Raw genomic sequence first — 21,307 nt, 5'->3', positions numbered from 1 at the left:
CTTTGGGAGGTGCCACATGAGATTCGCGTTCGTGCTGGTCAACGGCCGGACCCCGTTCCGGCAGACCTCGTGCATGCAGTGCGGCGAGCCGATCAGCGGCAGCTATTTGCGCGAGATCGCGACCCGTCTGCCTTATTGCGATCATCAGTGCTACGCGCTGTTCTGCGAGACGCTCGCGAAAGATGGCGTGAGAGCGGCTTCATGAAATTCGTGGTGGTCAATCACGAGCCCCCGTTGCACTCGGCCACGTGCAGCACATGCTCGCGGCCTCTCGGCTCCGGCTATGTCCGGCATGCGCGGACGCAGCGCCGTTACTGTGACGAGAATTGTTACCGGCGCGGCGAATTCTCCACGCTGTTCATGCACTGGCCGGTGCCTGGGCGGACGGAACCAATTGCCGGTAACGTCGAGCTCGCCGCTGGCAGCATGATCGAGACGTTGACGGTCATGAGTGCCGTCTGGTGCTGGAGCTGCACGATCACCGCCTGGACCTTCGCGAGAGCTTTGACCGGCGCATATTTGGACAGTCGCGATCTGATCACGATGGAGGGAGGTGACACCTAGCTGCGCGACTGCACTCGCGTGGAAGCCGCAGCACCGTATCCTTGCAGGCGCCGCGTCCAGCCCCGGCGGCGTCGATCAGGGAACGGGTGCTGCGGCCGCCACCGGCTCCGTTGCGGCGGCCTCGTGCGTCACCACGCGCTGGTCGCTCTTGCCGGCGACCATGCCGCTGCCTTCGAACCTTGCGCGGTAGACCTGCACGTTCTCGATCACGCGCTGGACGTAGTTGCGCGTCTCGGACAGCGGGATGCGCTCGACCCAGTCGACTGGATCGACATTGGGATCGCGGGGGTCGCCGCGCGCCTGCACCCATTCGCGGACCCGGCCGCGGCCGGCATTGTAGCCGGCGAAGGTCATGATCTGGTTGCCGCGATATTCCGAGAACAGCGCGCTGAGTTCGGCCGCGCCCATCTGCGTGTTGTAGACGGGATCCGAGACCATCCTGTCCCAGTCATAGGTGAGGCCGAAGCGCTTGGCGGTATCGCGGCCCGCCTCCGGCGTCACCTGCATCAGCCCGACCGCGTTGGCCGGCGACTTGTCGCGCTGATCGAACGCGCTCTCGGTGCGCGCCACCGAATAGATCACGCTGGTCTCGATCGCAGGCGCGACCTGCTTGTGCTCGGGAATGCCGATGGTCGGGAAGGCGTAATGATCGAGCGCGAGCCCCCGCGCCAGCGCGGTCTTGCCGACCTCCAGCATCACGCGCGCATCGTTGCGCCGGCCGGCGAGCTCGGCGAGCGCTTCGAGCGCGGCGACATCGGTGCTCTCCTTGGCGAAGTCCTCGGCGTAGTAGAACACCATGTCGCGCTCGCCGATGCCGTAGAGCATGTCAGCGGCGCGCACGCGCTCGTCCGCAAGCTGCGTGCCGGCCGAGGCCAGCACGGGCGAGGGCGGACGCAGCTCGATTCCATCGAGGCCGAGCTTTGCGCGGGCGAGCTGGCCGTAATAGGCGGTCTGATAGCGCGCCGCAGCCCGATAGCTCATGCGCGCATCGGCCGTCGCGCCCAGGGCTTCGGCGGCGCGGCCGCGCCAGTAGTGGGCTCGGGACAACGCGATCGGATTGGCCGAGCCTTCGTCGATCGCGGCGAAGTGCATCATCGCCGTCTTGGGATCGTTCAGAAAGCGTAGCGCGATCCAGCCGCACATGAAGTGATGGTCGACGCGGTAGACTTCCTTTTCCGGCACCACGGCCGTGCGCACCACGTCATAGGCGGTCCTGGACTTGCCCTGGTCGAGCAGCTTGCGTGCGAGCAGGCGGCGCTCGCGCCACCATGCGTCGGTGTCCTGGGCCGCCATGGTCTCGGGCGCGGCGGCGAGGATCACCTCGGCGGCGTCGTCGATGCGGTCCTTCTGCAGGTGCCATTGCGCGCGGCACAGCACGTAGCCGAGATCGCGGCGCGCTTCCGCCGGTACGTCCTCGAGGTAGTCCTTGGCCTTGTTGGCCTTGCCGGTGACGGCGACGCAGGCCTTGACGATGGCAAGCGCATCCTCGCCGAGCCGTTTGGCCGCGCGCCTTGCGCCATCATAGTCCTTGGCGCCGAGACGCTTGTCCATGCGGGCGCGATGGTCGTCCGCCGTGAGCAGATCACGGAAGACCTGGTAGGAATCCTCCTCGCTCCGCTCGGACAATTCCTCCGCGCGCCAGGTTTCCCGGACCAGCCGCGCAGCCCTGTCGGTCTCGCCTTCGGAGAGCAGGACGCGCGCCAGCGCGAACTTGCCCTTGGCGCTGGTTGGGCGATCCATCGTGAACCTGTGGACGACGGCCGCGTCCGCCTTCTCCTGCCACAGCCGTGCCTCGGCACGGCGGCGGAGCAGGGCGCTGCTCGGCCAGTCGGGATTGGCGGCGAGGAAGGCGGCGTAGCGCTTGAAATTCGCGGTGCTCTCGGAATGGCGCAGCATGAACCAGTCGGCGAGCTTCTGTCCGGCAGGGTCGGTGATGCGGTCGCGCGCAGCGCTCGCGTCTTCGGTCTTGCCCTTGCGGGTCAGATCGATGGCGTCCTTCAACGCGGCGAGATCGCCGGTCAGCGGCGGCGCCGCCGGCTTGTCCGCGGGCTTATCGACCGTCTTTTTCGATTTGCGCTTGGCCTCGGCGTGTTTGCCGTGTCGCGCTTTGCCGGCGGAAGCGTGGCGGTGCTTGCCGGCTTTCGCATCATGCGTCTTCTTCGGTGCGGATGATTTGTGACTGCTCTTCGCCGCCAGCTCGGTGGGAAGGAGGGCCATCGCGGCCACGGCAACGACACACGCGAGCGAGCGTAGGCACTGGTTCATTCGATGGTCCCCCCTGCGAAAACCACTACAAACCAAGGTCCGCGACATGCGGCTTGCGAATCAAGCACCGAACGATGCGTCGGCGTCGTGTCGCATCCTCAAGCTGTCGCAACAATGCGGCAAAATACGGATTGGAACCGGGGAACTTCCGAAAGGACGGAAGAGGCAATAGCTTTACCCTTCGTTAACGATCGGGTTTCGCGAGGATTGGGCAGGGTACAGGACGCCAGAACGGCCAGATTGCGCGTGTTCCCTCGGCCAAATCGGGTGTATGAGTTCCCTCGCTTCATCCTTTCAGCCTTTGCCCTGCACCTATGCCGATTTTCAACCAGTCGATACGGCGAAAGATCGTCGGCATCGCTCTCGGATTGATCGTCCTGATGCTGGTCACCTCGATCCTGTCGATGGTGATGTCCAGCCAGGTCGGTATTTTGCTCGACGAACTGACTAACCGCTACATCCCGGCCTATAGCCATCTGGCGCGCGCGAACATCCGCTCGCTGGAGCGGGCGCTGGCGCTGCGGCGGATGGTGATGACCAGGATGGAGGCGCCGTCGGATGAGGAGGCCTATGCGGCGCGGCTTCGCGACTTCGAGGCGTTGGACCGCAATTTCGAGCAGGAGGCTGAGGCCGCTCGCAAGCTCATCAACGCGATCATCGACGACCCCAGGACGTATTCCGACAACGCCGCGCTGGCACGGCTCGACGTCCGGATCGAAAGCGCCGTCACCGAGCTGCGGCGCGATCTGGACGAGGGCAATGCGAGACTGCTCAAGCAGGTTGAGGCCAAGGACATGGCCGCGGCCCGCGGCACGCTGGAACACCTCGACGGCTTGCGCGATGCGTTCAACCGGAAGGTCGATGCGATCCGCGCCGACATGCTGACGCAGGTCTATTTCTCGACGTCTCAGGTGATCGGCCGCCAGCACCAGGCGATCATCGTCTCGGGGGTCGTAACCCTGCTCGCGGCGATCGTCGGCTTCGTGTTTGCGCTGCTGGTGAGTAGCGGCATCACGCGTCCGGTGCGGCTGCTGCTGGCCGGCGCCCGCGAGGTCGAGGCGGGCCGGTTCGACAAGCCCATCACCGTCTCGACGCAGGACGAGATCGGCGAGCTCGCCGCCGCATTCAACCGCATGATCGAGCAGCTCAGGCACAACGAGCGGATTCGCGAGACCTTTGGCCGTTACATCGACCCGAAGGTGGTGCAGGGCCTGATCGACCGGCCGGAGGTCGCCATCGACGGTGAGCGCCGGGTGATGACCATCATGTTCTGCGACATGAGCGGTTTCACCTCGATGAGCGAGGGCATGACGCCGCGCGGCCTCGTCAAGGTGATGAACCACTACTTCACCGTGATGTCCGCTCCCATCAGGAACAATCGCGGGATCATCGACAAATATATCGGCGACGCCATCATGTCCTATTGGGGGCCGCCCTTTATCGAAGAGGATGAGCAGGGTCTGCTCGCCGGGCTTGCCGCCGTCGAGATGACCGATCAGGTGCCTGCGCTGCAGAAGCAGCTGCCGGACCTGCTCGGCATCCGCGCCATGCCGGCGCCCTGCGATCTTCGCGTCGGCATCGCCACGGGCGAGGTCCTGACGGGCAGCATCGGTTCCGAGCTGATGATGAGCTTCACCGTGATGGGCGATGCCGTGAACCTCGCCTCGCGGCTGGAGGCCGTCAACAAGGTCTACGGCACCCGCATCCTGATCTCGCAGGCGACCGCCGACGGAATCGGATCGCGCCTGGAATTGCGCGAGATCGATCATCTGGCGGTCGCGGGCCAAAGCGCGCCGCAGGCGATCTTCGAGCTGATGGCGAGACCGGGCGCACTCACCAATGCGCAAGTCAGCTTGCGCACGCATTATGCCGATGGTCTCGCCGCCTATCGTGCGCGGCGCTTCGACGAGGCCCGCGCCGCATTCAACGCGGCGCTCGAGGCGGTCCCCGGCGACGGCCCCTCGCGCACGATGCTCGGCCGCATCGCGCAGTTTGCGGCCAATCCGCCGGATCCCAACTGGGACGGCGTCTGGCGGCTGGAGCAGAAATAGCCGTGCCTTTGCGGTCGGGCACGCCGCGCCGGAAAAAAAGATGCTACTCTATAACGATGTTCGCCGTGACCTATTTCTCGGGCTTAGGTTGGATGTCCCTGAGGCGTCTGATGGGGACACGCCGATGACACATCTCGAAGACAGGCTGGAACGGTTCGAGACGCTCACCGCCGAATGTGAGCTGATCGCGAAGCTCGCCACCGACAGCAGCAAGCGCGAGTTCTATTTGAAGCTCGGGGAGCAGTACCGTCAGCTGGCTGTCGATATCCGGCAGGTCATCGCGACGACGGCTGCGGCCTGAGCCGGCTGAAATCCGTTCTTAACGTTTGGCGCGCATCCTTGGAGCAAGCGAGTATCGCCGACCGGCGACGCTCGTGTTGGGAAGGCCGAGGTTCGCTGCAATGCAGCGCGCCTCGTGACTGTGATTTGCCATGTCTGACAGGGCAATCCCATGCGCCTCGTTGCAGTAATTATATTCGCGCTCATGATGGCGGCCTGCGATCAGGAGCAGGACATCACCGGCTCGACGACGCCGGCCTGTCCGTTGCGCAACTACAGCTACAATCCACGCGACATGAACCAGTGCGTCAGCGCCTGCAAAGCGTGCGACCGCGGCACGACGGTCACCTGCACGACCTCCTGCACCCTCAAGGGCGCTCGCTGAGCGGGATCGCCGCCTCTGCCTTGCAGCGATCGCGGCGCGACGCCGCCGGTGAGGTCGCAACGCAATTGCCCGCCCGACGCTTTGCGGATGCGCGGAACCGGTAGCGGCCCCGAGTCAAGGCCGGCGGTGCCTGAACACCGGAACGATTTACATGGATTAATCATTGAAGGGAGGCGGCAGGACGCGGAGTCCAATGGAATGGGTATGCTCGATCCCGGTCGATTTCTGGTGTCGTGCTCGCATTGCGATGCCTGGCCGATGGCGGCCAATGTGAAACGGTCGAGCTGGTCGGCGTCGCCGCACGAGGTCCGCTTCGTCTGCACGCGTTGCCGCCGCGAAGAAACGGCGATCGTCTCAGCCTCTGGCGAATTGACCCCCATCAAGCGCGTCGATGTCCCGCCGCGCGACGTCGCTGTCGCCTGGGCCCAGGCGCAACGCTCGCGCGGGCGGTCCTGATGTTCGGCGTCGCCGGGTCGTCTGAATCCCGTCTCCCGCAGCCCGGATGGTCCGGGTCCGCTCGCCCGCATCTCGCACCGTCCCGGATGGCGCTCGCGCTCCATCCGGCTACTGGTCTCGCCCCGTGTCGCCCCCTGTCAATCCATCAATGTAAAAATATTCCGCTTTACCGAAATTCGGAAATATCGTATGTCTCGCCCATCCCGGCTCAATCTTGAGGGGCGATCATGCGGTCGTCATTGTCGCGAGCCGGGCTTGCGGTGGACGCGGCAGCGTCGTGTACGAGAGCTGAGGGCAGGGCGGATTGCTCTCCGTGAGCCCTAAGGCTTCGTATGGACGAGCGGCGCTGTCAGGTTCGTCGCGCCGGCATTTCGATGGCAACGTGCACAAATCCGTCGAACCCTGCGGCGCCAACGAACCGCGCGTACGGCAAAACCGTGTGGTCCTGGCCGTCGTTGCTACGGTCAAGCTCTCGCGAATGCGGCATCTGCGTCAACCGGCGCGGTGTCGGTGACTTTTGCGAGAGTGAGGGAGGCCAGAACGAACTCGGCTCCCGGGAGAGCGCGGCATAAGCCGTCCGACCATCGCGCAGGGAAGGCCGTGTGTTGGGCTTCACCTGTATGCTGCTGTGCGGTTCTTCCTGCGTGTGCATTTCGCGCAGCGGACCGCGGGTGCCGCCGGCACCCGGTCTTCCCTGCGCCCTTGAACGTGAGGGCGGCGAGATCAAGCAAAGCTCGGGCGGAATGCGCTGCGAGGCTGAATACGCACGTCTACAGCCACACACTCGGTGTCATCGCCCGCGAAGGGTTACTTGGAGAACGCACCATCGCTTCATACTTCGTCATCGCGAGCGCAGCACCACGCTCCGCTCTCGTGCCCCGGACGCAACGCATCGTCTCTTCGACGATGCGCTGCCGAGCCGGGGCCCATCTGTCCGCAATTGCCGCGTTGCCTGGGTCCCGGCTCTGCCGCAACGCTCCACGCGTTGCAGTTTGTCCGGGACACGAGCGATGCACGTCGCTTCGCGAGGCCGCCAGCGACTCACTTCCGGTGTGTCGTCCGTTGTTCAGATCGGATGTTCTGTGCCTACCGAAAAATCTCAGGTTGTGGTTTGTCGTCTTCGGAGTGGTATTGTAGTAAGCAGGCCCGTGTCTTCCCGGTAACGATTGTGCTGCCTGGGCAACACCCACCCCGGATTTAACCGTCATCACCGGCGGTTCGCATCGCCGCCGCTTTTTGGCCACACCCGAGCATGAATAAAATCGCTCTAATGTTTTAAGGGCAGCGGCGGTCTTCGAAGGCGACGAGAAAACTCCCAAGGTCGATTCAAATCTTGGCTCTGATTTTTCGGGTCTGAAAGGGTTGGCCGGGGAAGCTGGTTGCGATGGGCGCGAAGATAGACAAGCAGAGGCTGCCGAGCCGTCACGTGACGGAAGGCCCTGCGCGCGCGCCGCATCGGTCCTATTTCTACGCCATGGGTCTGACCACCGAGCAGATCCACCAGCCCTTCGTCGGCGTTGCCTCGTGCTGGAACGAAGCCGCTCCCTGCAACATCGCCCTGATGCGTCAGGCGCAGGCGGTGAAGAAGGGCGTCGCCTCCGCCGGCGGCACGCCGCGCGAATTCTGCACCATCACCGTGACCGACGGCATCGCCATGGGCCATGACGGCATGCGCTCCTCGCTGCCGTCGCGCGAATGCATCGCCGATTCGGTCGAACTGACCGTGCGCGGCCATGCCTATGACGCGCTCGTCGGGCTTGCCGGCTGCGACAAGTCGCTGCCGGGCATGATGATGGCGATGGTCCGCCTCAACGTGCCCTCGATCTTCATCTATGGCGGCTCGATCCTGCCCGGCAATTTCCGCGGGCAGCAGGTCACCGTGCAGGACATGTTCGAGGCGGTCGGCAAGCATTCGGTCGGCGCCATGTCGGACGAGGACCTCGACGAGATCGAGCGCGTCGCCTGTCCGTCGGCCGGCGCCTGCGGCGCGCAGTTCACCGCCAACACCATGGCGACCGTCTCCGAGGCGATCGGTCTGGCGCTGCCGTACTCGGCCGGTGCCCCGGCGCCCTACGAAATCCGCGATGCCTTCTGCATGACCGCGGGCGAGAAGGTGATGGACCTGATCGCCCAGAACATCCGGCCGCGCGACATCGTCACCCTCAAGGCATTGGAAAATGCGGCCGCCGTGGTCGCGGCATCCGGAGGCTCGACCAATGCTGCGCTGCACCTGCCGGCGATTGCGCATGAGTGCGGCATCAAGTTCGACCTGTTCGACGTCGCCGAAATCTTCAAAAAGACACCATATGTCGCGGATTTGAAGCCAGGTGGCCGTTATGTCGCCAAAGACATGTTTGAAGTAGGTGGCATACCGCTTCTGATGAAGACGCTGCTCGACAACGGCTTCCTGCACGGTGATTGCCTTACCGTCACGGGCCGCACGATCGCCGAAAACCTCAAGAGCGTGAAATGGAATCCGCACCAGGACGTGGTGCACCCGGCAGACAAGCCCATCACCGTGACAGGCGGTGTGGTCGGCCTGAAGGGCAATTTGGCGCCAGAAGGTGCGATCGTGAAAGTCGCGGGAATGTCCAACCTCAGGTTCACCGGTCCGGCCAGGTGCTTCGACCGTGAGGAGGATGCATTCGAGGCGGTCCAGAACCGCACCTACCGCGAAGGCGAAGTCATCGTGATCCGCTACGAGGGGCCGAAGGGCGGTCCCGGCATGCGGGAAATGCTCCAGACCACGGCAGCGCTGACCGGCCAGGGCATGGGCGGCAAGATCGCCCTCATCACCGACGGTCGCTTCTCCGGCGCCACGCGCGGCTTCTGCATCGGCCATGTCGGGCCGGAGGCGGCGGTCGGCGGCCCGATCGGGCTGCTCGAGGACGGCGACATCATCGAGATCGACGCGATTGCCGGTACCCTTAACGTAAAATTGAGCGATGCCGAGCTCGCCCAGCGCAAAACCAAATGGAGCGCCCGCGCGACTAACCACACGTCGGGTGCGCTCTGGAAATATGCTCAGCAGGTTGGACCGGCGGTCGGGGGGGCAGTGACCCATCCGGGCGGCGCGCACGAGAAACAGTGCTATGCGGACATTTAGGCGTGCCACAGTTGCGTTTGTGTTGGGAGCGGCCGCGATGGCCGCGCCGGTGTTCGCCTTCGACGGTGCGCCGGTCAACCCCAAGGACGCCACCATCCCGGTCGTGACGACCTTGCCCGGCGCAGCGGGTGCGGTGCGCACCAAGGTTCCGCCGCAGGTCGCAACCCCGGAAACCTCGCTCAGTGCTCTGCAATATGCCGCCGAGGGCGGCCACCCCATCGCGCAATGGAAGCTCGGCCGCATGTACGCCAACGGCGACGGCGTCGCCCAGGACGATTTGCGTGCCTTCGAATATTTCAGCCGGATCGCCAACGCGCATGCCGAGGACAGCCCGTCGGCGCCGCAGGCGCAGATCGTGGCCAACGCCTTCGTCGCGCTCGGCCGCTACTATCTGGCCGGCATCCCGAATTCGAAGGTCAAGGCCGACCCGGACCGCGCCCGGGAGATGTTCTCCTATGCCGCATCCTATTTCGGCAATGCGGACGCGCAGTACGACCTCGCCCGTCTGTACCTGAAGACCCCGGACGCCTCGCGCGAGGACTTCCGCTACGGCGCGCGCTGGCTTGGCCTCGCCGCGCAGAAGGGCCAGCATCAGGCCCAGGCGCTGCTCGGCCAGATGCTGTTCAACGGCGACCGCCTGCCGCGGCAGGCCGCGCGCGGCCTGATGTGGCTGACGCTGGCGCGCGACAGCGCAGGTGTCGACGAGGTCTGGATCAAGGAAAGCTACAACCGCGCCTTCGCCAAGGCCTCCGACGACGACCGCGCCATGGCCCTGCAAATGCTGGAGCAGTGGGTGCAGGGACGGCGGGAGTAATCACTACACCTGCTGTCGTTCCGGGGCGGCTCGAAGAGCCGAACTCCGGTGCGCGATTGCGCACCTGAGAATCTCGAGATTCCGCGCTCGATGCTTCGCATCGCCCCGGAATGACGCTGATCGCTAAGCCGCCTCTAGATCCAAATCCGCCCATACCGGAACGTGGTCCGAGGGCTTCTCCCAACCGCGCACATAGCTGTCGATGCCGACATTGGCGAGCTTGTCGCTGGCCTGCGGCGACAGCAGCAGGTGGTCGATCCGAAGCCCCTGGTTCTTCTGCCAGGCCCCGGCCTGGTAGTCCCAGAACGTGTAGAGCCCGCCCTCGTCCGTGACGGCGCGCAAGGCATCGGTGAGACCGAGGCCGAGCAGGGATTGGAAGCTCTCGCGTGTCTCGGTCTTGAACAGGGCGTCCTCGGTCCAGGCGGCCGGATTGTGCACGTCGCGGGCATGCGGGATGACGTTGAAGTCGCCGGCCAGGATCAGCGGGACCTCCTCCTTAAGTCGCTCCTTCGAATAATCAAGAAGCCGCGACATCCATTTGAGCTTGTAGGGATATTTCTCTGTCCCGACCGGATTGCCATTGGGCAGATAGAGGCACGCGATGCGCAGCACCCCCCGCTTCAGCGTCACGACGCCTTCGAGGAAGCGGGCATGGCTATCCTCGTCATCGCCGGCGAGGCCCGACTTGGTCTCGTCGAACCGCAGCTTGGACAGCAGGGCGACGCCGTTGAACGTCTTCTGCCCATGCGTCACCACGTTGTAGCCGAGCGCCTCGATCTCCAGCCGCGGAAAGGCCTCGTCGACGCACTTGATCTCCTGCAGGCAGACGATGTCCGGCTGGCACTCTTTCAGCCAGGTCAGGAGCAGATCGATCCGCTGCCGGACCGAGTTCACGTTCCAGGTGGCTACTCTGATGGGCATTGGGAGGGCTCCGGGCAGGGTCTTGGTTAGAACAAAATGCAAACGCGCCCGTCAAGCCGGCCGCAAAATCTCCCACAAAATTAACCCGGCTTAAGCAGGCCGCAGGCCATTGATCGTCAAGAGGTTCCTCGGATGGATGGCCGGACAAGGCGATGAAGCGAACTCAGCCGCGTGACGGCCTGATCGGCGCGTTCCTGTATTGGCTCGGCGGCTTCGAGATCGAGGACGGTCTGACGGCCGATCTCAGCGAGCGCGAGATCCGTCGCATCCGGGCCAAGCAGATCGACGCGGTGACCCAGCTGATCCCGGTGACGATGGCAGTGACGATGCTGAACGTCGCCATCGTGCTGATCCTGTTCTGGGGCAGGGGGTGGAACGACTTCCTCGCGATCTGGGGCCTGACGCTCGCCGCTACCGCCTTGCTCGCGGTACGTGCGTGGCACAAGTCGCATCAGAACCCGCCGCAGGAGGCATCGCTCCGCGCGGCGCGGCAGATGCTGCGGCAGGCGTTTTTTCTCGCCGCGATCTGGGGCGCGCTGCCGCTCGCTCTGTTCAGCCGCATCGAGCCGACCAGTCAATTGATCCTGGCCTGCCTGATGGTCGGCATGATGTCCGGCGGCGCCTTCACGCTCTCGACCTTCCCGCGCGCGGGGCTCGTCTATCTCGCGACCATGACGATCGCCTGCGCCGGCGCGCTGCTCTTGTGCGGCACCGGGCCATATCTGGTGACCGCCGTGTTCCTGCTGCTGTTCGCATTCTTCATGGCGCGCAACATCGTCTCGCAGGGCAATCTCTTCCTCGGCAATCTCAAGGCCCAGCTCGAGCTCGAGCGCCAGACCGAGATCATCTCGCTGCTGCTGAAGGACTTCCAGGAGAACGCCAGCGACTGGCTGTGGCAGACCGACGCCGAGGGACGCCTCGTCGACGTGCCCGAACGCTTCGCGGCCGTGGCGCAGCTGCCGCTTGCGCACCTGAAGGGGGCGCATTTCGCCGACGTGCTCGACATGCTCTGCCCCGAGGACAAGAGCGCCGCCTACAACATCGTCGGCCTGATGGAGCAGGCCGAGCCGCTGCACGAGATGAATCTCAAGGTCGTCACAGGCGGCGAGGCTCGGCTGTGGTCGCTGACGGCGAAGCCGGCTCATGATCGTGACGGTCATTTCCTCGGCTATCGCGGCTTTGGACGCGACGTCACCGAGCGCTGGCGCGCGGAAAAGGCCGAGGCCGAAAGCCGCGCCAAGTCCGACTTCCTGGCGGTGATGAGCCACGAGATCCGCACGCCGATGAACGGCGTGCTTGGTCTTGCCAGCATGCTGCTCGAAACCAAGCTCGATCCGGAGCAGCGCGAGGCCGTCACCACGATCCGCGAGTCCGGCGACAATCTCCAGCGCATCCTCAACGACATTCTCGATCTCTCCAAGCTGGAAGCCGGCCGCTTTCAGTTCGAGGCGATCGACTTCGCGCCGCAGGCGCTGGTCGAGACGGTTGCGACCGTGGTGCGCGCCAGCGCCAAGAGCAAGGGGCTCGCGGTCAAGGTCGAGCTCGATCCGAACCTGCCGCCGACGCTCCGTGGCGACGTCGCGCGCATCCGCCAGGTGCTGCTCAATCTCGCCTCCAACGCTGTGAAGTTCACCGACGAAGGCGAGGTGACGATATCGGCGACCTGCCGGGCGCGGCGCGACCTGCTGGCGACCGTCGAATGGACGGTGACCGACAGCGGTATCGGCATCGCGCCCGACAAGCTCGGCCTGCTGTTCAGCGACTTCGCCCAGGCGGATGCCTCGATCAGCCGCCGCTTCGGCGGCACTGGCCTCGGCCTTGCGATCAGCAGGCGGATCATCGAGCAGATGGGCGGCACGATCAGCGTCACCTCGACGCCGGGCGAGGGCTCGACCTTCCGCTTCACGCTGGTGCTGCCCTGGAGCCAGGCGCAGGCGTCCGATCAGGTTGGCGGCCGCGACGAAGCCGACGAGCTCAAGGCCCGGATCGCCGGCCTCGACCGGCCGCTGAAGGTGCTGGTCGCGGAGGACGATGCGGTCAACCGCATGGTCGTGAGCAAGATGCTGGGGGCTTTCGACATCGAGCTACGTGTCGTCGCCGACGGGACCGAAGCCGTCGCAGCTGCCTCCGAAGGCAATTACGATGTCGTGCTGATGGACGTGCGCATGCCCGACATGGACGGGCTCGCCGCCACCCGCGCGATCCGCGCGCAGGGCGGGCGCTTCGAAGCCTTGCCGATCGTCGCGCTGACCGCCAATGCCTTCCCCGAGGACATCAAGATCTGCCGCGAAGCCGGCATGTCGGACTTTCTGGCCAAGCCGCTGCGCAAGCCGGCGCTGGTCGGAGCGCTCCTGCGGGCGTTGGACGGCCACGTTATGTCGGAGGACGCACCGCTCCAGCCGGAGCTGATGCCGGGCGAGGTGGAGTGGACGGACGAGGAAAAGCAGATAACGGGCGCGTAAGCTAGACCGAGAAGCTGGTCCCGCAGCCGCAGGACGCTGTGGCGTTGGGATTGTTGACGCGGAACGAGGCGCCGATCAGGTCATCGACGAAATCGACCTGCGATCCCGCCAGAAACGGCTGCGAGGCGGAATCGACCAGCACCACCGCGTTGTCCTGCTCGATCACGAGGTCGTCGTCGGCACGGGCACGGTCGATGTCGAATTTGTACTGGAAGCCGGAGCAGCCGCCGCCCTCCACCGAGATGCGCAGCATCGCGCCAGAACCTTCGCCCTTGAGGATCTCCCCAATCCGGCGTGCGGCCCGGTCGCTGATGGTCACGGCAGTCGTCATTGCTGGTCTCCGATAGTCCCGGCGTCATACCCAATTCATTTGGTATCCCGCGCCCGACATAGTTAAGTGCCACCATACGCAGAATCAAATGGATAGGGACCAAATTCGCCGTGTCCGTCGGAATGGCAGCCCCCCGCGCGCCCTATGCCTGCGACCCCGATCGCAGCCGCGGCCGGCTGGTCGCCGAGCCCCCAAGCCGGACCCGCAGCCCGTTCCGGCGGGATTGCGACCGGGTGATCCATTCCACCGCGTTCCGCCGCCTCAAGTACAAGACCCAGGTGTTCGTGTTCCACGAGGGCGACCACTACCGCACCCGGTTGACCCATTCGCTGGAAGTGGCCCAGATCGCCCGCGCGCTGGCCCGCCAGCTCGGGCTCGACGAGGACCTCACCGAAACTCTCGCGCTCGCGCACGATCTCGGACATCCGCCCTTCGGGCATGCCGGGGAGCGGGCCCTAGACGCCTGCCTGAAGGAGTTCGGGGGCTTCGACCACAATGCCCAGACGCTCCGCGTCGTGGCTTCGCTCGAGCACCGCTATCCCGAGTTCGACGGGCTCAACCTGACCTGGGAATCGCTGGAAGGCATCGTGAAGCACAACGGTCCGCTGACCGATCGCAGCGGCGCCCCGGTCGGGCGCTACCGCGAGCATGGCGTTCCCGTCGGCATAGCCGACTACGTCAAGACCTACGATCTCGAATTGTGGAGCTTTGCTTCGCTGGAGGCGCAGGTCGCGGCGATCGCCGACGACATCGCCTATGATGCCCACGACATCGATGACGGTCTGCGCGCCGGCCTGTTCCAGCTCGACGATCTCAAGGTGATGCCGCTGACGGCGGAGATCATCGCCGAGACTGCGGCGCATTATCCCGATCTTGAAGACGTCCGGCGCGGTGCCGAGCTGGTGCGCGAGCTGATCTCGCACCTGATCGGAGCGGTGTTTGCGGAGACAGAGAAGAACCTCGCTGCCGTGAAGCCGCAATCGGCCAAGGATGTCCGCCGGCAGAGCCGGGCGCTGGTCGCGTTTCCCGACGAGGTGGCGGAGGAGGAAGCCGCCATCAAGACCTTCCTGTACCAGCACATGTACCGCCATGAGCGGGTGATGCGGGTGATGGGCGAGGCCGAGCAGATCCTGTTCGACCTGTTCGCAAAATACCTGAAGTCCCCCAGCGAGCTGCCTCCGGAATGGCTGCTGGGGGCGGAGGCGGACGACGAGGGCGACCGGGCCCGCCGGATCGGCAATTTCATTGCAGGAATGACCGACCGCTTCGCCCTGACCGAGCACCAGCGGCTCTTTGACTCGACCCCGGATTTGCGTTAGGCGGCGGCCATGCCCCAGACATCCTCATCGCTGCATCTTTTCGCCGACGTGCTCGCACGCGTGCACGGCGCCTGCCGCGCGCTTGCGGCGGATTCCGGCTGGCCCGAGGGCATCGATTTCTCCCGCGTGGTGGTCGAGCCGCCGCGCGATGCCTCCCATGGCGACATGGCGACCAACGCCGCCATGGTGCTTGCAAAGGAGGCAAAGGCAAAGCCGCGCGATCTCGCCGAGCAGATCGCCGAACGGCTGCGTGCCGACGCGCTGATCGCCAAGGTCGATGTCGCCGGTCCCGGCTTCATCAATCTGACGCTGAAGCCGGCCGCCTGGGCCGAGGCGCTGCGCACCGTGCTGCGCGAGGGTGCCGATTACGGCCGCATCCGGGGCGCCGCCAAGGTCAATGTCGAATACGTCTCGGCCAATCCGACCGGGCCGATGCATGTCGGCCATTGCCGCGGCGCCGTGTTCGGCGACGCGCTGGCGAGCCTGCTCCAGTTCGCAGGCCACGACGTCACGCGCGAATATTACATCAACGACGCCGGCGCCCAGGTGGACGTGCTCGCGCGCTCGGCCTTCCTCAGGTATCGCGAAGCGCTCGGCGAGGACATCGGCGCGATCCCGGAAGGGCTCTATCCCGGCGACTACCTCAAGCCGGTCGGGCAGGCGCTGGCGACGGAGCATGGCGACAAGCTGCTCGCGATGAGCGAGGCTCAGTGGCTGCCGACCGTGCGCGCCAAGGCGATCGCGATGATGATGGACGAGATCAAGGACGATCTCGCTGCCCTCAACATCCACCACGACGTGTTCTTCTCCGAGCGCTCCCTGATCGAGACCGGCAACAACAAGGTTGCTGAGACCATCGATTTCCTGAAGGCCAAGGGCGACATCTACGAAGGCCGCCTGCCGCCGCCGAAGGGCGCGCCGGTCGAGGATTGGGAAGACCGCGAGCAGCTGCTGTTCAGGGCGACCGCTTACGGCGACGACGTCGATCGTCCGCTGATCAAGTCGGACAATTCCTATACCTATTTCGCCTCCGACATCGCCTACCACAAGAACAAGTTCGACCGCGGCTTTGCCGAGATGATCGACGTCTGGGGCGCCGACCACGGCGGCTACATCAAGCGCATGCAGGCGGCGGTGAAGGCGACGACGTCGGCTAAGGGATCGCTCGACGTCAAGATCGTCCAGCTCGTGAAGCTCTTGCGCAACGGCGAGCCGGTGAAGATGTCCAAGCGGAGCGGGGACTTCGTCACCTTGCGTGAGGTGGTGGATGAAGTCGGCCAGGACGCCGTCCGCTTCATGATGCTGTACCGGAAGAACGACGCGGTGCTCGACTTCGACCTCGCCAAGGTGATGGAACAGTCGCGAGACAACCCGGTGTTCTATGTTCAGTACGGCCATGCCCGCGGTCACTCGATCTTCCGCAATGCCCGCGCCGAGGTGTTCCCGGAACTCCCTGAGGATGCCGGCGCGCGGATCGCATGGCTCGCTGAGTCGGCGGTGGAACGGCTGTCGGATCCCGTCGAGCTCGATCTTCTTAAGCGCCTCGCAATTTATCCGCGCATGCTGGAAGCTGCCGCCGCGGCCCATGAGCCGCACCGAATTGCCTTTTATCTCTATGATTTAGCCAGCGAATTTCATGCACTTTGGACGAAAGGGCGCGATTTGCCCTATTTACGCTTCATTATCAATAATGATGCAGATCTTACAAAGGCGCGATTGGCAATGGTCCAGGGCGTCGTCTCGGTCCTGGCATCGGGCCTCGCCATCCTCGGCGTCCATGCCCCGGACGAGATGCGGTAGTTTGGGGCGAACTACTTAAGGGGAATTCGGGGGTAACCGGCAGAAGCCGGATCGCTTAGCTTGGTTGAAAGCCTTGTGGGTCGAAAGCCGTGCCTTGGTCGAGGGGCGCGCGGCTTTCCCGAAGGGACGCATCATTACGATGGCCGAACGATATCAGGACAGACCGTTTCCTTCCGATGACTATGGTCGCGGCGGCGATCAGCATGGGAAGGCGGAAAGCGATCCCTTGGCCGAGCTCGCCCGTCTGATCGGGCAGACCGATCCGTTCGCAGCGCAGTCGCATCCGGCGGCACGTCCGCCGGCAGCGCCCGCCCAGAGCTATCAGGACGACGATTACCGCCAGCTCGATGATCAGCAGGACGATGCCGGGCAGGCGCCGCCGCCGCCCGGGCCGCCCTCGTGGATGCGGCGCGCCAACGTGCAGCCGGCACCCGCGCCGGAGCCTGACTATCCGGTGACCGTAAGCCCGGTTCATCCGCTGCATCGCTATGCAGCCAAGCCTGCCGCGCCCGAGCCTGTCGTTCATCAGCCGCAGGCCTATCAGGACCACTCCTATCAAGATCAGGCTCATCAGGAGCAGGCCTATCAGCAGCACGGTCAGGCGCATCATGAGCAGTCCTATCAGGAGCCGTATGCCCAGCCGGATCCGTCGCGCTACGACGATGCGCTCTATGGTCGGCTGGAAACGGGCGAGCAGGACTATCAGCGCGAGCCGGCCTATCCAGACGATCCGTATGCCTATCAAAGCGACTATCCCGAGGACGAGGTCGAGGAGCCGAAGAAGCAGCGCGGCGGTATGATGACGGTTGCGGCGATCCTGGCGCTTGCCGTGGTCGGCACCGGTGCCGCGTTCGCCTACAAGACCTATATCGGCTCGCCTCGCAGCGGCGAGCCGCCGATCATCAAGGCCGACAACACGCCGACCAAGATCGTGCCGGCGCCGGCGGACTCCTCGGCCAAGGTGCCGGATCGCATGGTCAGCGGTGACGGCACCGAGAAGATCGTGCCGCGCGAGGAGGCGCCCGTCGACGTTAACGCCAAGGCGGGCGGGCCGCGCGTGGTGTTCCCGCCGCTGAACCAGAATGCGAACCCGCCGTCAGTGGCGAGCGTGTCGCCGTCCACCGTGCCGCCGCCGAGCGCGGGGCCGACCTCGAGCAACGGCACCCTGCCGAACAATTCGCCGCGCCCGATCAGGACCGTGGCGGTGAAGGGTGACCAGACCGATAGCGCCGCGCCGCAATCGGCCGCCGCCGCCAAGCCGGCGCCCCCCGCGCCGAAGCCTGTTGCCGCGCCAATTGCCCCCGCCGCGCCGCGCAATCCGCCGATCTCGGCCAATGCCAGCGCCAACCAGCCGATGTCGCTGGCGCCGCAATCGTCGCCCGCGGCCGAGCCGCCGCAGCGGATGGCGGCGACCAATCCGGTTCAGATCGCGCCCACCAGCAGCAGCGGCGGCGGCTACATCGTGCAAGTCTCCTCGCAGCAGAGCGAGGACAGCGCCGCCGCGTCCTACCGGGTGCTTCAGAGCAAGTACGGCAGCGTGCTCGGATCCCGCTCGCCGGTGATCAAGCGCGTCGATCTGACCGACAAGGGCAAGGGCATCGTCTACCGCGCCTTTGCCGGACCCTATGCCTCGGTCCAGGAAGCGACGCAGGCTTGCAACAATCTGAAGGCCGCAGGCCTCTCCGACTGCTTCGTCCAGAGGAATTAACGGCGGTTTCCTTGACCCCCTGACGGGGCAGGGTTAATCGGCCGTTATGAGCACGCGGGCCTTCATTACCGGCGTATCCGGAACGGAACTGACCGCCGCCGAGCGGAAGTTTATCCGTGCGGAACGTCCATGGGGCTTCATCCTGTTCAAGCGCAATGTCGCGACACCTGCGCAAGTTGCTGCTTTGGTTGCGGAATTGCGCTCGGTCGCGAATGCTCCCGACGCACCGGTCCTGATCGACCAGGAGGGCGGACGGGTGCAGCGGCTGGGGCCGCCACATTGGCCGGTCTATCCGCCGGGGGCTGTATTCGCGAATTTGTACGACACCGATTCGGCCCTCGGGCTCACCGCGGCCCGCCTCAGTGCCCGTCTGATCGCTGCCGATCTCGCTGATCTCGGCATTACCGTGGATTGCCTGCCGTTGGCGGACGTGCCGGTGCCAGGCGCTGACGCGGTTATCGGCAACCGGGCCTATGGCACGGAGCCGGGCAAGGTCGCGGCGATTGCCCGCGCGGTCACCGAGGGCCTGGAGCAGGGTGGTGTGCTGCCGGTGCTCAAGCACATTCCCGGGCATGGCCGCGCCACCGCTGACACCCATTTCAAGCTGCCAACCGTCGACACGGCCCGGGACGAGCTGGAGCGAACCGATTTCGCCGCGTTCAAGCCGCTGGCTGATCTGCCAATGGCCATGACTGCACATGTTGTGTTTAGCGCCTTCGACCCCGCCCATCCGGCGACGACATCTGCGACAATGATTGCTGACGTGATTCGCGGCGCAATCGGGTTCCAGGGTTTGTTAATGAGTGATGACGTGTCGATGAACGCGCTGTCGGGGAATATCGCCGAGCGGACCTGCGCAATCTTCGCGGCCGGCTGCGACGTAGCCCTGCATTGCAACGGCAACATCGACGAGATGCGTGACGTCGCCGGCGAGACGCCTGAACTGGCCGGCAGGGCGCTGGAGCGGGCGAACGCCGCGCTCGCCGCACGCAAGCCGCCGCAGCCGTTCGACCGCGTGGCCGCACGCGCCGAATTGGATGCATTGATCGCACGGGCAAACACGGCATCGGCATGACCGCAGAAATCCTATCGTTCGAAACCGGGCGGCCCGCAGAGCTCGCCGAGGGTGAGCCGGCGTTGGTGGTGGACGTCGAGGGCTATGAGGGCCCGCTCGATTTGTTGCTCGCGCTGGCGCGGCAGCAGAAGGTCGATCTCGCCAAGATTTCGATTCTCGCGCTGGCCGACCAGTACCTCCACTTCATCGAAGCCGCGCGAAAGATCCGGCTGGAGCTCGCCGCAGATTATCTGGTGATGGCCGCATGGCTCGCCTTCCTGAAGTCGCGTCTGCTGCTGCCGGAGCCGCCGAGCGCGGAAGGCCCGAGCGCCGAGCAGATGGCGACGGCGCTCGCCAACCGCCTGCGCCGCCTGGAAGCCATTCGCGAAGCCGCCAACCGGCTGATGAACAGGCCGCAATTGCAGCGTGACATATTTCCGCGTGGCGAGCCCGAGCACATCGCCGAGATCAAGCACCCGAAATACACCGCAACGCTCTACGACCTGCTCACCGCCTATGCAGCGCAGCGTCAGTCGCGCGTGTTGGCCAGCGTGCATCTGGCCAAGCGCACGGTTTGGTCGCTCGCCGAAGCACGCGCCACGCTGGAGCGGCTGGTCGGCAGCATCACCGAGCAGGACGATTGGGGTGTTCTCGACGACTTCCTGATCCGGCATGTCGCCGATCCGACGCAGCGCGCGACGGTGTTCGCCTCAAGCTTTGCCGCCGCGCTCGAATTGGTGCGCGAAGGTCAGCTGGAGCTGAATCAGAAGGAAGCGTTCGCGCCGATTTATTTCCGGAAGGGGCGCCCAAAACCGGTCCCGGACGCAGCTCCTGCGCCTGATGCGCCGGTCGCTTAAGTGCAAGAAGGAGAATCTGCCATGGCAAGCCTGGCTGAAGTGCGGGTAGAAGAGGCCGAGCCGATGGAGAACGAATCCCAGGCGCGCCCCGAAGAATTGCGGCTGCTGGAGGCGCTGTTGTTCGCCTCGAGCGAACCGCTGGACACCGCGACGCTGGCCAAGCGCATGCCCGAAGGCGTCGACGTCAAGGCTGCGCTCGAGCAGTTGCAGGCCGATTATGCCTCGCGCGGCGTCAATCTCGTCCGTGTCGCCAACAAATGGACGTTCCGCACCGCCGGCGATTTGGCCTGGCTGATGACGCGGGAGAGCACCGAAACCCGCCGCCTGTCGCGGGCCGCAATCGAGGTGCTGGCGATCATCGCCTATCACCAGCCGGTGACGCGGGCCGAGATCGAGGAGATCCGCGGCGTCGTCACGTCAAAGGGCACGCTCGACGTGCTGCTGGAGACCGGCTGGATCAAGCCGCGCGGCCGGCGGAAGACGCCGGGCCGGCCCCTGACCTTCGGAACCACCGAGGAGTTCCTGTCGCAATTCACCTTGGAACAGCTCGGCGACCTGCCAGGGCTGGAAGAGCTGAAGGGCACCGGCCTGTTGGATTCGCGCCTGCCCACCGGGTTCAGCGTGCCGACGCCGTCGGACGATCCGGCGCTGCGTGAGGACGAGGATCCGCTGGAACCCGGCGATGACCTCGATCTGGCGCTTGCGCCTGCGGTTGAACCCGAGACCCCGCCGGAAGGCGGCAATGCGGGGGGCGGCGAGGGCGGCACCGAAGAGTGATGCCCCGGCGAAATACGGGCCCTGCGACAGTTAACACTAGCAAGATTGCGTAGCGCCGACAGCGAATTGGCGCTGCCTTGGTCCTTGTTTTTGAGGCCTGCCAAGCCTAGGTTTCGGTGAAGATCGGCCGGGTCCCCGGCCATGCGCGTTTGGAGGGT

18 protein-coding genes are annotated in these 21,307 nt (G+C 65.2%); 15 read left to right on the top strand and 3 right to left on the bottom strand.

The window, feature by feature from the left end:
- Window positions 1-16 precede the first annotated feature (16 nt).
- The gene (locus HZZ16_RS24975) at window positions 17-205 is read left to right on the top strand and encodes a hypothetical protein (RefSeq protein WP_197952558.1); all 189 of its coding nucleotides are present in this window, start codon (window positions 17-19) and stop codon (window positions 203-205) included.
- On the top strand, window positions 202-564 hold the full coding sequence (locus HZZ16_RS24970) for a hypothetical protein (protein WP_197952517.1): 363 nt from the start codon (window positions 202-204) through the stop codon (window positions 562-564). Before HZZ16_RS24975 ends, HZZ16_RS24970 begins: the two co-directional genes overlap by 4 nt.
- 75 nt (window positions 565-639) lie before the next feature.
- Here HZZ16_RS24970 and HZZ16_RS24965 read toward each other — a convergent pair whose 3' ends face one another.
- Entirely contained in the window at window positions 640-2,829 is a 2,190-nt protein-coding gene (locus HZZ16_RS24965; RefSeq protein WP_197952516.1) for a lytic transglycosylase domain-containing protein, read from the bottom strand.
- A 314-nt stretch (window positions 2,830-3,143) separates the two neighbouring features.
- Between HZZ16_RS24965 and HZZ16_RS24960 the strand changes: the two genes are divergently transcribed.
- From HZZ16_RS24960 to HZZ16_RS24935, 6 genes are all read left to right on the top strand, one after another.
- Window positions 3,144-4,880: an adenylate/guanylate cyclase domain-containing protein gene (locus HZZ16_RS24960; RefSeq protein ID WP_197952515.1), complete on the top strand. Its 1,737-nt coding sequence runs from the start codon at window positions 3,144-3,146 to the stop codon at window positions 4,878-4,880.
- 124 nt (window positions 4,881-5,004) lie between these two features.
- On the top strand, window positions 5,005-5,181 hold the full coding sequence (locus tag HZZ16_RS24955) for a hypothetical protein (protein ID WP_197952514.1): 177 nt from the start codon (window positions 5,005-5,007) through the stop codon (window positions 5,179-5,181).
- Window positions 5,182-5,331: 150 nt separating this feature from the next.
- Window positions 5,332-5,544, top strand: coding sequence for a hypothetical protein (locus tag HZZ16_RS24950; protein WP_197952513.1), 213 nt, complete (start codon window positions 5,332-5,334; stop codon window positions 5,542-5,544).
- Window positions 5,545-5,742: 198 nt separating this feature from the next.
- On the top strand, window positions 5,743-6,000 hold the full coding sequence (locus tag HZZ16_RS24945) for a hypothetical protein (protein ID WP_036044359.1): 258 nt from the start codon (window positions 5,743-5,745) through the stop codon (window positions 5,998-6,000).
- 1,384 nt (window positions 6,001-7,384) lie between these two features.
- Window positions 7,385-9,106: a dihydroxy-acid dehydratase gene (ilvD, locus tag HZZ16_RS24940; protein ID WP_197952512.1), complete on the top strand. Its 1,722-nt coding sequence runs from the start codon at window positions 7,385-7,387 to the stop codon at window positions 9,104-9,106.
- Window positions 9,093-9,920 (top strand): tetratricopeptide repeat protein, encoded by an 828-nt coding sequence (locus HZZ16_RS24935; protein WP_197952511.1) that lies wholly within the window; start codon window positions 9,093-9,095, stop codon window positions 9,918-9,920. The genes ilvD and HZZ16_RS24935 overlap by 14 nt, the downstream gene beginning before the upstream one ends.
- Window positions 9,921-10,043: 123 nt before the next feature.
- Here the strand turns inward: HZZ16_RS24935 and xth are convergent, their stop codons facing one another.
- Entirely contained in the window at window positions 10,044-10,841 is a 798-nt protein-coding gene (xth, locus tag HZZ16_RS24930) for an exodeoxyribonuclease III (RefSeq protein ID WP_197952510.1), read from the bottom strand.
- Window positions 10,842-10,993: 152 nt separating this feature from the next.
- On the opposite strand from xth, the gene HZZ16_RS24925 reads away from it, so the two are divergent.
- Window positions 10,994-13,303 carry a hybrid sensor histidine kinase/response regulator gene (locus HZZ16_RS24925; protein ID WP_197952509.1) on the top strand — a complete coding sequence of 770 codons (2,310 nt, stop codon included), beginning with the start codon at window positions 10,994-10,996 and terminating at the stop codon, window positions 13,301-13,303.
- 1 nt (window position 13,304) lies between these two features.
- On the opposite strand, the gene erpA is transcribed toward HZZ16_RS24925, so the two are convergent.
- The gene (gene erpA / locus HZZ16_RS24920) at window positions 13,305-13,634 is read right to left on the bottom strand and encodes an iron-sulfur cluster insertion protein ErpA (protein ID WP_197952508.1); all 330 of its coding nucleotides are present in this window, start codon (window positions 13,632-13,634) and stop codon (window positions 13,305-13,307) included.
- 110 nt (window positions 13,635-13,744) lie between these two features.
- On the opposite strand from erpA, the gene HZZ16_RS24915 reads away from it, so the two are divergent.
- The 6 genes from HZZ16_RS24915 to scpB all read left to right on the top strand — a co-directional run bounded on the left by HZZ16_RS24915 (window position 13,745) and on the right by scpB (window position 21,149).
- Window positions 13,745-14,953 (top strand): deoxyguanosinetriphosphate triphosphohydrolase, encoded by a 1,209-nt coding sequence (locus HZZ16_RS24915; RefSeq protein WP_197952507.1) that lies wholly within the window; start codon window positions 13,745-13,747, stop codon window positions 14,951-14,953.
- Between the two features lie 9 nt (window positions 14,954-14,962).
- The gene (argS, locus tag HZZ16_RS24910) at window positions 14,963-16,753 is read left to right on the top strand and encodes an arginine--tRNA ligase (RefSeq protein ID WP_197952506.1); all 1,791 of its coding nucleotides are present in this window, start codon (window positions 14,963-14,965) and stop codon (window positions 16,751-16,753) included.
- Between the two features lie 139 nt (window positions 16,754-16,892).
- Complete coding sequence (locus tag HZZ16_RS24905) at window positions 16,893-18,461, top strand: SPOR domain-containing protein (RefSeq protein WP_197952505.1); 1,569 nt, start codon at window positions 16,893-16,895, stop codon at window positions 18,459-18,461.
- A 46-nt stretch (window positions 18,462-18,507) separates the two neighbouring features.
- Window positions 18,508-19,536, top strand: coding sequence for a beta-N-acetylhexosaminidase (nagZ, locus tag HZZ16_RS24900; RefSeq protein WP_197952504.1), 1,029 nt, complete (start codon window positions 18,508-18,510; stop codon window positions 19,534-19,536).
- On the top strand, window positions 19,533-20,372 hold the full coding sequence (locus HZZ16_RS24895) for a segregation and condensation protein A (RefSeq protein WP_172783664.1): 840 nt from the start codon (window positions 19,533-19,535) through the stop codon (window positions 20,370-20,372). The genes nagZ and HZZ16_RS24895 overlap by 4 nt, the downstream gene beginning before the upstream one ends.
- Window positions 20,373-20,393: 21 nt before the next feature.
- Window positions 20,394-21,149 (top strand): SMC-Scp complex subunit ScpB, encoded by a 756-nt coding sequence (gene scpB, locus HZZ16_RS24890; protein ID WP_197952503.1) that lies wholly within the window; start codon window positions 20,394-20,396, stop codon window positions 21,147-21,149.
- Window positions 21,150-21,307 lie beyond the last annotated feature (158 nt).

The organism is Bradyrhizobium glycinis (assembly GCF_016031655.1).
In the GTDB taxonomy this organism is placed as follows: Bacteria; Pseudomonadota; Alphaproteobacteria; order Rhizobiales; family Xanthobacteraceae; genus Bradyrhizobium; species Bradyrhizobium glycinis.
The sequence above is the reverse complement of the archived record's forward strand: the minus strand, read 5'-3'. Positions and strand labels throughout refer to the sequence as shown.

Bases quoted from the DNA above. Each gene is read 5' to 3' on its own strand.
- HZZ16_RS24950 (WP_197952513.1), top strand. From the start codon at position 5,332: ATGCGCCTCGTTGCAGTAATTATATTCGCGCTCATGATGGCGGCCTGC.
- HZZ16_RS24960 (WP_197952515.1), top strand. From the start codon at position 3,144: ATGCCGATTTTCAACCAGTCGATACGGCGAAAGATCGTCGGCATCGCT.
- HZZ16_RS24955 (WP_197952514.1), top strand. From the start codon at position 5,005: ATGACACATCTCGAAGACAGGCTGGAACGGTTCGAGACGCTCACCGCC.
- HZZ16_RS24970 (WP_197952517.1), top strand. From the start codon at position 202: ATGAAATTCGTGGTGGTCAATCACGAGCCCCCGTTGCACTCGGCCACG.
- HZZ16_RS24905 (WP_197952505.1), top strand. From the start codon at position 16,893: ATGGCCGAACGATATCAGGACAGACCGTTTCCTTCCGATGACTATGGT.
- HZZ16_RS24945 (WP_036044359.1), top strand. From the start codon at position 5,743: ATGGGTATGCTCGATCCCGGTCGATTTCTGGTGTCGTGCTCGCATTGC.
- HZZ16_RS24895 (WP_172783664.1), top strand. From the start codon at position 19,533: ATGACCGCAGAAATCCTATCGTTCGAAACCGGGCGGCCCGCAGAGCTC.
- ilvD (WP_197952512.1), top strand. From the start codon at position 7,385: ATGGGCGCGAAGATAGACAAGCAGAGGCTGCCGAGCCGTCACGTGACG.
- HZZ16_RS24925 (WP_197952509.1), top strand. From the start codon at position 10,994: ATGAAGCGAACTCAGCCGCGTGACGGCCTGATCGGCGCGTTCCTGTAT.
- HZZ16_RS24965 (WP_197952516.1), bottom strand. From the start codon at position 2,829: ATGAACCAGTGCCTACGCTCGCTCGCGTGTGTCGTTGCCGTGGCCGCG.
- nagZ (WP_197952504.1), top strand. From the start codon at position 18,508: ATGAGCACGCGGGCCTTCATTACCGGCGTATCCGGAACGGAACTGACC.
- scpB (WP_197952503.1), top strand. From the start codon at position 20,394: ATGGCAAGCCTGGCTGAAGTGCGGGTAGAAGAGGCCGAGCCGATGGAG.
- xth (WP_197952510.1), bottom strand. From the start codon at position 10,841: ATGCCCATCAGAGTAGCCACCTGGAACGTGAACTCGGTCCGGCAGCGG.
- HZZ16_RS24975 (WP_197952558.1), top strand. From the start codon at position 17: ATGAGATTCGCGTTCGTGCTGGTCAACGGCCGGACCCCGTTCCGGCAG.
- erpA (WP_197952508.1), bottom strand. From the start codon at position 13,634: ATGACGACTGCCGTGACCATCAGCGACCGGGCCGCACGCCGGATTGGG.
- HZZ16_RS24935 (WP_197952511.1), top strand. From the start codon at position 9,093: ATGCGGACATTTAGGCGTGCCACAGTTGCGTTTGTGTTGGGAGCGGCC.
- argS (WP_197952506.1), top strand. From the start codon at position 14,963: ATGCCCCAGACATCCTCATCGCTGCATCTTTTCGCCGACGTGCTCGCA.